Below are 12,825 nucleotides of genomic sequence, written 5' to 3' on the forward strand. Positions count from 1 at the left end.
TCAACTTTGGATGCCGTTTGACAAGCCGATCGCCGGCGACCGTTTCCATCTGCCGACGCGCAACGACATCGACGCGCGCATTCTTGCCGGCCCGGCGCTCTTCGGTATCGGCTGGGGGCTTGGCGGTTTTTGCCCGGGTCCAGCGCTGACCGCGCTTGGGCTCGGCGCGACCGGAACCTTCGCCTTCATCCCCGCCATGATCCTCGGCATGTGGGCCGCGCGCCTTCTTGGCGAAGGCAGCGCGTCACCCCGTACCGTTTAAAAACGGGCAAGAAACGAAAGATCACGACAATGTACCGGCTGGCAGATTATCTGCCGATCCTCGATTGGGGTCGGCGCTATTCCCGCGCGACCCTGACCAACGACATAGTCGCGGCGATTATCGTTACCATTATGCTGATCCCGCAATCGCTCGCCTATGCGATGTTGGCAGGCCTGCCGGCCGAGATCGGGCTCTACGCCTCGATCTTGCCGCTGGTCGCCTATGCGGCGTTCGGCACCAGCCGGTCGCTTGCCGTGGGTCCGGTGGCCGTCGTCTCCCTGATGACCGCCTCTGCCATCGGCGAGATCGCAGTTCAGGGCACGCCCGCCTATCTCGCTGCTGCTCTGCTGCTCGCCTTCCTGTCCGGCGCTATGCTGATCGCGATGGGCTTGTTCAAGCTGGGCTTTGTCGCGAATTTCCTGAGCCACCCGGTGATTTCCGGCTTCATCACCGCCTCTGGACTGCTGATTGCGGCCGGCCAGCTCAAATATCTGCTTGGCATCCCTGCCGGCGGCCACACCTTGCCGCAGATCGCGACCGGCCTCGTCGAGAATATCGGCTCGATCAATTTGCCGACGCTCGCCATAGGCACGTCGGTGCTGGCATTTCTCTACTTCGTGCGACTGCGCCTCAAGCGCGTCTTAGTCGCGCTCGGCCTTTCGGCGCGCATGGCCGACATCACCACCAAGGCCGGACCGGTTGCGGCCGTTGCCGCGACGATCCTCGCCGTAACGATGCTCGACCTCGGCCCGAAGGGCGTCGCGCTCGTCGGCGCCATCCCGCAAGGCTTGCCCGTCCTTGCTTTGCCTGTCTTCGATCTCGAACTCATCCGCATGCTCGCCGTCCCTGCTCTGCTGATCTCGCTGATCGGCTTCGTGGAATCGGTCTCGGTCGCGCAGACGCTGGCCGCCAAGCGTCGCCAGCGCATCGTGCCGGATCAGGAACTGATCGGGCTTGGCGTGGCCAACATCGCCTCGGCGATCTCGTCCGGCTATCCGGTCACCGGCGGCTTTGCCCGTTCGGTCGTCAATTTCGATGCCGGCGCTGAAACGCCTGCTGCGGGCATCTACACCGCCATCGGCATCGCGCTCGCCACATTGTTCCTCACGCCGCTTCTCGCCAGCCTTCCGCAGGCGACACTTGCCGCAACGATCATCGTCGCTGTCCTTTCGTTGGTGAACGCCGCCGCCATCCGTCGTGTCTGGGCATATTCCAAGGTAGACTTCTCGGCCATGGCCGCGACCATTCTCGGCACGCTGTTTGTCGGCGTGGAGATCGGCGTCGTCATGGGCGTTGTGCTATCGCTGCTGCTCCATCTCTACCGCACTTCGCGCCCGCACATGGCCGTTGTCGGCCAATTGCCAGGCACCGAGCACTTCCGCAATGTCGAGCGCCATCGGGTGGAGACATCGCCCGAAATCCTGTCCCTGCGGGTTGATGAAAGCCTTTATTTCGCCAATACCCGCTATCTGGAAGATCGCATCGCGGCGCTTGTTGCCGAGCGGCCGCAGCTCAAACACGTCGTGCTGATGTGCTCGGCGGTGAACATAATCGATGCCTCGGCGCTCGAAAGCCTTGAGGAGATCAATCATCGCCTGAAGGACGCGGGCATCACTTTCCATCTGTCCGAAGTCAAGGGTCCAGTGATGGACAGGCTGAAGCGGACCCATTTCCTCGAAGGCCTGACTGGCAAGGTATTCCTCAGTCAGTATGACGCGCTGCGATGCCTGGACACAACTGATCGGCCAAGCACTAGATGAACTCAATGCAACCGTGCGGCTCCCCTCACCGCGACCGTCGCAGCCAGCAAGTCAACCGATCCACGAATCCTTAGTATTGACCGTTCGAGCGGTATTTTTGTGTGTCACAAAATGCGTTTTCTGTCCCCTCGAGTGGAAATGAGCCACGGTCTGGTGAAACGTAGCCGAAGGCGAGCGTGCCGTCCGTGTCGGACAGCTCTCGTTGTCGTGCCGATCGGGCGTTGCCCTCGAGGCCTGTGAGATGCGCCCAGGCCTTGGCGGGCAGAAGGTGAGGCACTCCTTGTTTGGTACAGATGAGGTGGCCCTGGCTCTTCATTATCGTCTAGGCGAAGCCGTGATAGGTGTTGATCTCGATGCGGAACATCAGTGCGCGCGGCGGCGTGGCGGTCGCCTGTGCAGCGACCCGCGCCACAGTCACCCGCGCGACACTGAGGAGGAATGCTTGCCCGGGAGGCTCGGACGGGCTGCCGCACCTGGCAATGTTGGGGCGCGGCTCTTCGGCCAGCCTGCGGGCGATCTCTCAAGCCGAGGGGATCACACTGCTGCCGTTCGGCATCGAACGCGTCGAGCCGGGGACCTGTCTTTCTTTTGAGGCAAACTAGGCCTTTTCGTCGGCAGCGTCTCATGCTACTCACCGCGCGTCGATATATCGAGAAGGGCAGATTTATGGACAAGAAAACGTCACTTGCCGCGTTGGCCGCGCTGGGACAGGAAACCCGCCTGGATATTTTCCGCCTCCTTGTGCGCGCGGGGCAAGAAGGGGTTGCAGCGGGTGAGATTGCGACGCGGGTCGGCGCAGTTCAGAACACGACGTCCTCGCATCTCAAGATCCTGACGCATGCGGCGCTCATCCGACCCGAGCGGGATGGCCGGACCGTGCGCTACGTCGCCGACATGACCGGATTCCGTGACCTGCTCGCGTACCTGATGGAAGACTGCTGCAACGGCGCGCCGGAACTCTGCCGTCCAGTCATCAATGCCGTCACCTGCGATTGCTAGGAGCGTTTTCTATGTCCGACAGACTCTACAACGTCCTTTTCCTCTGCACGGGGAACTCCGCCCGTTCCATCCTCGCCGAAGCGATCCTGAGGAATCTCGGCACCGGTCGCTTCAACGCCTTCTCCGCCGGATCGCAGCCCAAAGGCGAAGTGCATCCCTTCGCGCTCGAACTCCTGCAGAACCTGAAGCTGGATGCGTCTTTCGCGCGCTCGAAATCCTGGGAGGAGTTCGCGAGGCCCGGATCGCCTAAGATGGATTTTGTCTTTACCGTCTGCGACAACGCCGCAAACGAAGCCTGCCCGGTCTGGCCCGGACAGCCGATGACAGCGCATTGGGGCATTCCGGATCCCGCAGCCGCTGAAGGCACGGATGCCGAGAAGCACCTGGCTTTCGCGGATGCCTATCGGCAGCTATCGAACCGTATCTCCGCCTTCCTGGCGCTGCCGCTGGCTTCGATCGACCGGATGTCGCTCCAGTCCAGGTTGCGCGAGATCGGAAAGCTCGAAGTCTCGGCGGCCGCAACAGCATGAGACCCGGCATGGACGTGATCATCTACCACAACCCCGAATGCGGGACCTCGCGCAACACGCTTGCGATGATCCGCAATGCAGGAATCGAACCGCATGTTATCGAGTACCTGAAGACACCGCCGACGCGAGAGCTGCTGCGCAAGCTGGTGGAGCGGATGGGCACGTCGCTCCGCAGTATCCTCCGCGTGAAGGACACGCCTTACCGGGAGCTCGGCCTTGGCGATCCCGCCCTGACAGACGAGCAGCTGTTCGATGCGATTGAGAAGCATCCGATTCTGATGAACCGTCCGATCGTCGTCTCGCCGAAAGGCGTGAAGCTTTGCCGTCCGTCCGAGACGGTCCTCGACCTCTTGCCCGCCCAAAAGGGCGCCTTCGCCAAGGAAGACGGCGAGCAGGTGACTGATGCGGCAAGCAACAGGCTCGCCTGACAACCACGGGAAATTCCAATGTCGAACGCAACACCTCCGGCACGCCGGCTGTCCTTCCTCGATCGCTACCTCACGGTCTGGATCTTCGCGGCGATGGCGCTCGGCGTCTTCCTCGGAACCGCCTTCGAGACCCTTCCGGCCTCGCTCGACGCCATGTCCGTAGGCACGACGAACATCCCGATCGCCATCGGCTTGATCCTGATGATGTATCCGCCGCTCGCCCGTGTGCGCTACGAGGAGCTGCACCGCGTATTCGCCGACAAGCGCGTGCTGCTCCTGTCGCTGGTCCAGAACTGGATTATCGGTCCAACGCTGATGTTCGGGCTCGCGGTGATCTTCCTGCGCGACCACCCCGAATACATGACGGGCGTGATCCTGATCGGGTTGGCGCGCTGCATCGCGATGGTGCTGGTGTGGAACCAGTTGGCGAAGGGCGACAACCAGTATGTCGCGGGCCTCGTCGCATTCAATTCGATCTTCCAGATCCTGTTCTTCTCGACCTATGCCTGGTTCTTCCTGTCCGTCCTGCCGCCGCTGTTCGGCCTGGAGGGCAGCGTGGTCGGCGTCGGCTTCTGGACGATCACAGAGGCTGTCCTGATCTATCTCGGCATCCCCTTCGCCGCCGGATACCTGACGCGGCGCGTCCTGATCTCCAGCAAGGGGAGCAATTGGTACGAGGGCATCTTCCTGCCCAGGATCAGCCCGATCACGCTTGTTGCGCTGCTCTTCACCATCGTCGCCATGTTCAGCCTGAAGGGCGGCGACGTGATGCGGCTGCCATCGGACGCTCTGCTGATCGCCGTGCCGCTGGTCATCTATTTCGTCGTCCAGTTCGTCATCAGCTTCCTGATGGGCAGGCTGATCGCGGCCGACTATCCTCGCACGACGGCGATTGCCTTCACGGCTGCCGGCAACAATTTCGAGCTTGCCATCGCGGTCGCCATCGCCGCCTTCGGCCTCGCGTCCCCGGTGGCGTTCGCAGCCGTCATCGGGCCACTGGTCGAAGTCCCGGTGCTCGTCCTGCTCGTGCATGTCGCGCTTAGGATGGGCAGGCGCTGGTTTCCCGACACCGCGCCCGATACCATGCCGGCCGCCGCGACGGCCCGGTCATAGGAGAAACACCATGAGGCTACGCGAACTCGATGATCCCGACCATCTGCCGGCGCTCGATGCCCGGTTTGTCGCGGAGCGGCCCGGCCTCGGACTGGGGCCGGAAGAGCACGCCCCGCGAATCCTGCTGCTTTACGGCTCGTTGCGGCCGCGTTCCTACTCCCGACTTGCCACCGAGGAAGCTGGGCGCCTGCTGCGCTTCTTCGGTGCCGAGGTGCGGATCTTCGATCCGTTCGACATGCCTTTTCCCGACCAGGTGGCAGGCGACGATCATCCGGCTATCCGGGAACTGCGCGAGCATGCGATCTGGTCGGAGGGAATGGTCTGGTGCAGTCCCGAACGGCACGGTCAGATCACTGGGCTGATGAAGGCGCAGATTGACAATCTGCCATTGAACATGGGCGGCATCCGCCCGACACAGGGTCGGACCCTGGCGGTAATGCAGGTTTCCGGCGGCTCGCAGAGCTTCAATGCCGTGAACACGCTACGGCTGCTCGGCCGCTGGATGCGGATGATCACGATCCCCAACCAGTCGAGCGTCGCCAAGGCCTATCAGGAGTTCGACGAAGACGGACGCATGAAGCCGTCGGTCTATTACGAACGCATCGTCGACGTGATGGAGGAACTGGTCCGATTCACCATTCTCACCCGGCCGCATGCGGCTCGGCTCGTCGACCGCTACTCGGAGAGGAAAGGTGCAGGGAAGACGATCGATGCGGCGACGGATCTTTCCACGATCGCGACCATGCCACAGAAGCGCTCCGCATGAATGAAGGGGATCATGATGTCGTCGTGATCGGAGGAGGGCAGGCGGGCCTCGCCGTTGCCTATTATCTTCGTCGCGCGGGAGTCGATTTCCTCATGCTCGATGCCGAAGACCGCCCGGGCGGCGCGTGGCTTCATGCCTGGGACTCGCTTCATCTTTTCTCGCCGGCGACCTACAGCTCGCTTCCCGGCTGGCCGATACCGCCGAGCCGCTCTGACGGCTTCCCGAGCAGAGACGAGGTGATCGATTACCTGACGCGCTACGAGCAACGCTATGCGTTTCCGATCGAGCGGTCTTGTCACGTCGAAACCGTGGAACGGGACCCCGAACGGCTCTGTCTCCAGTTGAGGAACGGGCGGACCTTCACCGCGAGGGCCGTCGTCAGCGCAACGGGAACGTGGAGCGCACCCTACATTCCCGATCATCCGGGCCGCGAATTGTTCCGCGGCGGTCAGCTCCATTCGGCAGAATATCGCAGTCCCATCCCCTTCGCTGGCAAGCGGGTGCTGGTTGTTGGCGGCGGCAACTCCGGGGCGCAGATCCTCGCCGAGGTCAGCGCGCTCGCAGAGACGGTCTGGGTCACCCTGAAGGACCCTGTCTTCCTGCCAGACGACGTCGACGGGCGCGTCCTGTTCGAACGCGCTAGCGCGCGCGTGCGCGGTGACTTCGACCAGGCTTCAACCACGACCTTGGGTGACATCGTCATGGTCCCGCCGGTGAAAGAAGCGCGCGACCGCGGCGTGCTGAAATCGGTCCGCCCCTTCCTCCGCTTCACGATCGACGGTGTCTTGTGGGCGGACGGAACGGAGACGCATGTCGACGCCGTCCTGTGGTGCACCGGATTCCGTCCGGCGACAGGGCACCTCCGGTCGCTTGGCGTGGTCGGCCCTGATGGACGCATCGAAGTGGTCGATCAACGTGCGGTCGAGGAACCGCGGCTTTGGCTGCAGGGATATGGAAACTGGACGGGTGCCGCGTCAGCAACGTTGATCGGCGCGGGCCGCACGGCCCGGGAACTGGCACCTCGCATCAAGGCTGCCCTTCAGATGCCCGGATCTTTCATCTGAGGAAATAGCGGCGCCCTGCCGGCTCCTCCGGGCCGGTGTCCTGCGTGCGCGACAACGAACTGCGGGCTCGAGATTTTTTGTGTCGCCGCATCGCTGCGACCAAGCGACCGGGAACCGTCGGTCACCAGGGATACGGTGCCTACGGCGTTCCAATCCCACGAAACAGCTTCGGGTGCATGCTCGTTCACCGCGAGCCACGGAACGCTTGACGACAGGGTCGATACAGTGGAGAGCATTCGTCAATAACCGCACAGAGAGCGAGGTCCGGTGGATGTTCGAATACCTCGCATGCTATTGCACGTGTGACGTGAAGTTGTTCGGGAGCCTCCCTGTACCGGTCGACGCCGACCCACTCGGTCGGCCTGGTTCCGGTGTCCAACGTGAGGTAGTCTCCAAGCTTGGTATCCGCAGTATCCAGACCTTGGATCACCGCGGCTATGAGACTGCGCGCGCCTCGAGCGCTGTGTCGTCGGGCCTCATCGTGCGCTGGGCACATGACCAATTGCCGATTTTTCCCGGCTGACGCTGATGGACCAGTTGATCGCCCAACTCGGCCTCGCACTGGCTATCGGACTCCTGGTCGGCCTGGAGCGGGGCTGGCGCGAGCGTGGCGCGCCCGACCGCAGCCGCACCGCTGGTCTCCGGACGTTTGGGCTGGTTGGCCTGCTCGGCGGGATCTTCGCCGCGCTCTCCGAGGCGCTAGGCTCCGGGGTGCTGATCGCTGGCTTCCTCGGCTTCGCCACGATCTTCGCGTGGTTTTCGGCACGCGAGGCCGAGCACGACCAGAACTTCAGCGTGACGGGCGTCGTGGCTGGCCTGATCGTCTTTGCCCTCGGCGCACTCGCCGTGCTCGGTGACACGCGTGCCGCGGCCGCCGGCGGCGCGGCCCTCGCCGCCGTCCTCGCCAGCCGCGAGGTGCTGCACGATTTGCTGCGGCGCCTGACCTGGATCGAACTCCGCTCGGCCATGATCCTCGCTGTCATGACGGCCATCGTCTTGCCGTTGCTGCCCGATCGGGCGATCGATCCCTGGGGCGGCTTGAACCCGTTCGAAATCTGGTTCTTCACGGTTGTCATCGCGGCAATTTCCTTTGGCGGTTACGTTGCGGTGCGAGTTCTTGGCCAGACACGTGGCCTGCTCGTCGGTACGCTCGCAGGTGCCGTCGTGTCGTCGACTGCGGTGACGGTGGCATTGGCCCGCATGGCAAAGGCAGAGGGCAATGCGTTGCCGCTCGCCGGGGCCGCGGGGCTCGCAGCGCTGGTCTCGATCCTGCGAGTCTTGGTTATCGTCGCGATAATCGCACCGCAGGTTCTAGGGTGGATCGTGGTGCCCGCGCTCGCCGCCGCGATGGTCCTCGCGGCAAGCGGAGCTGTGTTGCTGGTTCGCAACGGCGTTCATCCGACAAGGGAGAAAGGAGGCGAGCGCAATCCGTTTGAGCTCGCCTCGTTGCTTCTTTTCGCCGCTTCATTTGCGGTCGTCTCAACCGCGAGTGCGGCGCTCGCCAGCCGCTTCGGCGAGGGCGGACTTCTGATGACCTCTGCGGTGTCGGGCGCATTCGATGTCGATGTCGCAGTGTTGAGCGCACTGCGTCTTGTCGAGCAGACGGCAGCCATCAACACCGTGGGCGGAGCGGTGCTGGTGGCGCTCGCCGCAAATGCAATCGGCAGGCTGTCCCTGTCGATCCTTGCCGGCCCCGTCCGCTTCTCTCTGCCGCTTGCCATCATCACGCTGGCCGCGGCCGCGGCGGCCGGTGTCGCTTGCTGGCTCGGGATGGCCGTCTGACAGGATGGGGCGGGCTCCGGCTCAGTTGAGCAGACCATCAACCTCAGCCGTTGACGCGCGCCATGGGGTGATTCAGATCAACATCTTCGGCAATCTTTTGAAGTACACGATGATCGGCGCGCGTCGCACTTGTCGTGCTTAGGAAAGAGGTTGAGTGATGCTCGAATACAAGGTCGAACCCCGCCGGGTGAATGCCCACGGGTCTATCGCAACGGCAAAGACCGCGCAGATCCACCTTGAAACGGATCCCGCTGGTCAAACTGATGCCTTCAACCCCGAAGAACTGATGCTGGTATCGGTCGAATGAACAGGCTGCACACAGAGAAGCATCTCGTCTCGCGGATCGGATGGTTGCGGGCGGCCGTGCTCGGCGCAAATGACGGCATAGTTTCCACGGCTAGCCTCATCGTCGGCGTTGCCGCCGCGGCACAGGGGACTTCGGAAATCCTTGTCGCGGGAATCGCCGGGCTGGTCGCCGGATCAATGTCGATGGCGGCAGGCGAGTATGTGTCTGTGAGTTCGCAGTCGGACACAGAGCAAGCCGACCTCGCTCGCGAACGGATGGAACTGGAAACACAGCCTGAATTTGAGAAGAATGAACTCGCGCAGATTTACGTCGGACGCGGTTTGTCGGATGAGCTTGCCCAGCAGGTTGCCGCACAGCTGATGGCCAGGGATGCACTTGGCGCCCACGCAAGGGATGAGCTCGGACTCTCCGAGGCGACAACGGCCCGTCCTATCCAGGCGGCATTGACGTCGGCGGCGACCTTCGCAGTCGGCGCGGCGATGCCGCTGGCCATGGTGCTTCTGGCGCCGGCCGCTTCGTTGGTCTGGGCGGTGTCGGCCGCCTCGCTGCTGTTTCTAGCGTTCTTGGGAGCCATCGGCGCAAAGGCGGGCGGAGCCAACGTCATGCGGGCCACATGGCGGGTCACTTTCTGGGGGGCCTTGGCGATGGGGCTCACCGCAGGAATCGGCGCGCTGGTCGGTCAGGCCGTGTGAGCGATGCTGGCGGCGGGCATCGGACCAACAACTGACCTTTGATCGCGATCGCTAGTCAGTTGAACGATTAGCTTGAACCGATTCCGACCTAATAGGACATCATCACAGGAACGGGACAGTTTTCGAGTATCGAGCGGGTCATCCCGCCCCATACCGTTTGATGCAGACGCGAATGCACGAATGCTCCCATGACCAGAAGTTCCATCTGCTCGCTGGCAAGAAACGAGCGTATCGGCTCGCCCTCGTCGTCACCCGGTGGATTCGCGATCACCGCGATTTTCGGCTCAATGCCGTAGAGCCTGAGATAGTTGCCTAGCTCATCGGCTGATTGCAGTCCCTCCGATCCCTTGGTGTCCAGGACGGTCGCGATGCTGACCTGATCGGCCATCATCAAGAAGTCGAGGCTGTCACGAACCGCGCGCGCGGCTCTTGCGCTCCCATCCCAGGCGATGGCCACCTTGGCTGCTATTGGCCGACGCTCTTTCGGGGTTACAAGCACGGGTCGGCCAGTGTCGAAGATCGCGTGCTCGATCGCCGGACGGGCCCACGAGCGTGATGGCTCGGCCGCCGGAAGGATTGTCAGATCATGAACACGTGCCAATGCGATGAAGCGCTGGTAGCGCCCTTCGAAGGGCGAGCGGGCATGTTCAAGCGCCACAGCCACGTCCTTTTCAGCTGCAAGCTGGCGAACCGACCGCGCGGCCTCTTCAGAGGCCTGTTCGATCCTGTCCTCCTCTTGTTCAATCCAGATCGAGGAGGAGCCAAGCGTCAGCGGGAATGGCTGCAGCAAGTCTGGAGCGAACACGTAGACCGTGAGCGTCGATCGGTAAGCCAAGGCCATGTCCATTGCACGGGTCAACGCCGGAGCTGACGCGGAGCTATCCGCATCTATGCCAACAAGGAGGCTTCGCAGACGGCATGATTCCAAGGCCATGTCCTTCCAGTTCTATCGTTTTGCAGCGCTATCGCTCCTGCATTGAGGCCTGGGCGGCCGAGCTTCAGTCGCCGAGGCTGCTGATATAGGCAAGGATAGCCTGGATCTGTTCCGGTGTTGCAACGAATTCGGGCATGTCGGGATGCCCCGTGGAGATGCCTTCGGCAAATGCTTCCTCGAGCGCATCAATGGGGTAGCGCTGCGAAAGCGTCCTGAATGGTGGGGCGTCGGAATGACTGCTCTCGCTGGTTCGATCCACGGCATGGCAGCGCGCGCAGTTGAGTTCCACCAGCGCCTTTCCCTCGGCAATGTTGTCTGCCCCGGCCGACGTTGCGACAAGCCCGACAAGAATTGCCATTCCGACTATTTTGACCAACCTTTCGGACACTGACCTAGCTCCCTGATCGTGATTTCAGTCTCGTAGCACGAAAGAGTTCTACCTGTTCATTGACAATCACCTTGATAAGCTTCCTGTGTTGATTTCGATCAACGCTCGGAGAAATCGCAGCGGTATCTCAGACGTCGCACGTCCTTGAGCTGTTGTCCAAGTAATCGACACGCAGCGTACAGGAGGTCGACGGACGTACCCAGCAAGATGAACGTTGGACAAATTTTACCTTAGGGTCGGGAAGCGATGGCCTAATTACTGGTCGGTATGCGAGCGTGGAGTGACTTCAGGATGGCAGACGTAAGTGACACCCAACTCGGTCTAATTGACCGCTACTGGCGAGCCGCCAACTACGTATCTGTCGGCCAAATCTACCTGATGGGCAACCCACTACTTCGAGAGCCTCTTGCGGCCGAACACGTTAAGCCACGGCTCCTCGGCCACTGGGGAACGACACCTGGCCTGAACTTCATCTACGTGCATCTGAACCGCGTCATCAAGGAAAGGGATACGGACGTCCTCTACATCTGCGGGCCCGGCCACGGCGGACCGGCGATGGTGGCGAACACCTATCTCGAGGGCTCCTACAGCGAGATTTATCCGGAGATCTCGCAGGACGAGTCCGGACTGCGGAAACTGTTCCGCCAATTTTCGTTTCCTGGCGGTATACCCAGCCACGTCGCCCCAGAGACGCCGGGTTCGATCCACGAAGGCGGCGAACTCGGCTACGCGCTTGTCCATGCCTTCGGCGCCGCTTTCGACAACCCCGACCTCATCGTGGCCTGTGTCGTCGGCGACGGGGAGGCGGAGACGGGACCGCTGGCGGCAGCCTGGCACTCCAACAAGTTCCTCAACCCAAAGGTGGACGGCGCGGTTCTGCCGATCCTGCATCTTAACGGCTACAAGATCGCCAACCCCACTCTGTTGGCGCGCATGCCGAACGCGGAACTGCGAGATCTCTTCCGGGGCTACGGCTACGAGCCGCTGTTCGTCGAGGGTCAGGACCCTGTTCCGATGCACCGGGCCATGGCTGATACCCTGGACAGGGCGATGGACAGTATCCGGGAGATCCAGCTGCAGGCCCGCGCTGAAGACTGGTCCGGCGAGCGGCCGCGCTGGCCCATGATTGTCCTGCGCAGCCCGAAAGGCTGGACCGGACCGAAGGAAGTCGACGGGAAGAAGGTCGAGGACTTCTGGCGATCGCACCAGGTCCCGGTATCCAACGCGCGGGGTGATGCCGCCCACCGCCAGATCCTCGAAGACTGGCTGCGCAGTTATCGACCGCAGGAGTTGTTCGATGGCGACGGTCGCCTCCTGCCGGAACTCGCTTTGCTTGCTCCCGACGGTGACAAGCGGATGGGAGCGCTGCCGCATGCCAATGGCGGAGTGTTGAAGAAGGACCTCGTCCTGCCGGACTGGAAGAGCCTCGCCGTCGATGTCCATCGACCAGGCGAAACCATCGCCGAGGCGACCCGCTTGATGGGAGCTTATCTGCGTGAGGTCTTGCGCCTCAATGCCGAGGCAAGGAATTTCCGCCTCATGGGTCCGGACGAGACCGCCTCGAATAGGCTCGACGCCGTCTTCGAGGTCACGGATCGGGTCTGGATGGAGACGATCGAACCCTATGATGTGCACCTGGCGCGCGAGGGCCGGGTCATGGAGATTCTATCGGAACATCTCTGCCAGGGCTGGCTGGAGGGCTATCTGCTGACCGGGCGGCACGGCCTGTTCTCCTGCTACGAAGCTTTCATTCACATCGTCGATTCCATGGTCAATCTGTCAAACGGCATCCAAAGTTGA

The 12,825-nt window shown here is 62.4% G+C and carries 14 protein-coding genes and 1 pseudogene; 13 read left to right on the plus strand and 2 right to left on the minus strand.

The window, feature by feature from the left end:
• From NA8A_RS23565 to NA8A_RS23615, 12 genes are all read left to right on the plus strand, one after another.
• Nucleotides 1-262, plus strand: a 262-nt coding sequence (locus NA8A_RS23565; RefSeq protein WP_009452949.1) for a DUF6691 family protein, incomplete at its 5' end; no start/stop codon positions are given.
• A 29-nt stretch (nt 263-291) separates the two neighbouring features.
• Nucleotides 292-2,022: a SulP family inorganic anion transporter gene (locus NA8A_RS23570; protein WP_009452951.1), complete on the plus strand. Its 1,731-nt coding sequence runs from the start codon at nt 292-294 to the stop codon at nt 2,020-2,022.
• A 380-nt stretch (nt 2,023-2,402) separates the two neighbouring features.
• Nucleotides 2,403-2,624 (plus strand): hypothetical protein, encoded by a 222-nt coding sequence (locus tag NA8A_RS25740; protein ID WP_420864581.1) that lies wholly within the window; start codon nt 2,403-2,405, stop codon nt 2,622-2,624.
• A 64-nt stretch (nt 2,625-2,688) separates the two neighbouring features.
• Entirely contained in the window at nt 2,689-3,021 is a 333-nt protein-coding gene (locus tag NA8A_RS23575) for an ArsR/SmtB family transcription factor (RefSeq protein WP_009452953.1), read from the plus strand.
• Nucleotides 3,022-3,032: 11 nt separating this feature from the next.
• Entirely contained in the window at nt 3,033-3,551 is a 519-nt protein-coding gene (locus tag NA8A_RS23580) for an arsenate reductase ArsC (protein WP_009452954.1), read from the plus strand.
• 8 nt (nt 3,552-3,559) lie between these two features.
• Nucleotides 3,560-3,979: an arsenate reductase (glutaredoxin) gene (gene arsC / locus NA8A_RS23585; protein ID WP_009452955.1), complete on the plus strand. Its 420-nt coding sequence runs from the start codon at nt 3,560-3,562 to the stop codon at nt 3,977-3,979.
• An 18-nt stretch (nt 3,980-3,997) separates the two neighbouring features.
• The gene (gene arsB / locus NA8A_RS23590; protein WP_009452956.1) at nt 3,998-5,092 is read left to right on the plus strand and encodes an ACR3 family arsenite efflux transporter; all 1,095 of its coding nucleotides are present in this window, start codon (nt 3,998-4,000) and stop codon (nt 5,090-5,092) included.
• 10 nt (nt 5,093-5,102) lie between these two features.
• The gene (gene arsH, locus NA8A_RS23595; RefSeq protein WP_009452957.1) at nt 5,103-5,858 is read left to right on the plus strand and encodes an arsenical resistance protein ArsH; all 756 of its coding nucleotides are present in this window, start codon (nt 5,103-5,105) and stop codon (nt 5,856-5,858) included.
• Nucleotides 5,855-6,922: an ArsO family NAD(P)H-dependent flavin-containing monooxygenase gene (locus NA8A_RS23600; protein WP_009452958.1), complete on the plus strand. Its 1,068-nt coding sequence runs from the start codon at nt 5,855-5,857 to the stop codon at nt 6,920-6,922. The genes arsH and NA8A_RS23600 overlap by 4 nt, the downstream gene beginning before the upstream one ends.
• 528 nt (nt 6,923-7,450) lie before the next feature.
• On the plus strand, nt 7,451-8,704 hold the full coding sequence (locus NA8A_RS23605) for an MgtC/SapB family protein (protein ID WP_009452960.1): 1,254 nt from the start codon (nt 7,451-7,453) through the stop codon (nt 8,702-8,704).
• A gap of 157 nt (nt 8,705-8,861) precedes the next feature.
• A complete protein-coding gene (locus NA8A_RS24825) occupies nt 8,862-9,011 on the plus strand; it encodes a hypothetical protein (RefSeq protein WP_009452961.1) in 150 nt (49 codons plus the stop codon).
• Entirely contained in the window at nt 9,008-9,703 is a 696-nt protein-coding gene (locus NA8A_RS23615) for a VIT1/CCC1 transporter family protein (protein WP_009452962.1), read from the plus strand. The genes NA8A_RS24825 and NA8A_RS23615 overlap by 4 nt, the downstream gene beginning before the upstream one ends.
• A gap of 88 nt (nt 9,704-9,791) precedes the next feature.
• On the opposite strand, the gene NA8A_RS23620 is transcribed toward NA8A_RS23615, so the two are convergent.
• A complete protein-coding gene (locus tag NA8A_RS23620) occupies nt 9,792-10,538 on the minus strand; it encodes a universal stress protein (RefSeq protein ID WP_143088155.1) in 747 nt (248 codons plus the stop codon).
• A gap of 163 nt (nt 10,539-10,701) precedes the next feature.
• Nucleotides 10,702-10,995: a c-type cytochrome gene (locus NA8A_RS23625; RefSeq protein ID WP_009452964.1), complete on the minus strand. Its 294-nt coding sequence runs from the start codon at nt 10,993-10,995 to the stop codon at nt 10,702-10,704.
• Between the two features lie 321 nt (nt 10,996-11,316).
• On the opposite strand from NA8A_RS23625, the pseudogene NA8A_RS23630 reads away from it, so the two are divergent.
• A pseudogene (locus tag NA8A_RS23630) lies at nt 11,317-12,801 on the plus strand (phosphoketolase family protein); the annotation flags it as partial.
• Nucleotides 12,802-12,825: the final 24 nt, after the last annotated feature.

Origin of the sequence: Nitratireductor indicus C115 (assembly GCF_000300515.1) — a bacterium.
In the GTDB taxonomy this organism is placed as follows: Bacteria; Pseudomonadota; Alphaproteobacteria; order Rhizobiales; family Rhizobiaceae; genus Nitratireductor; species Nitratireductor indicus.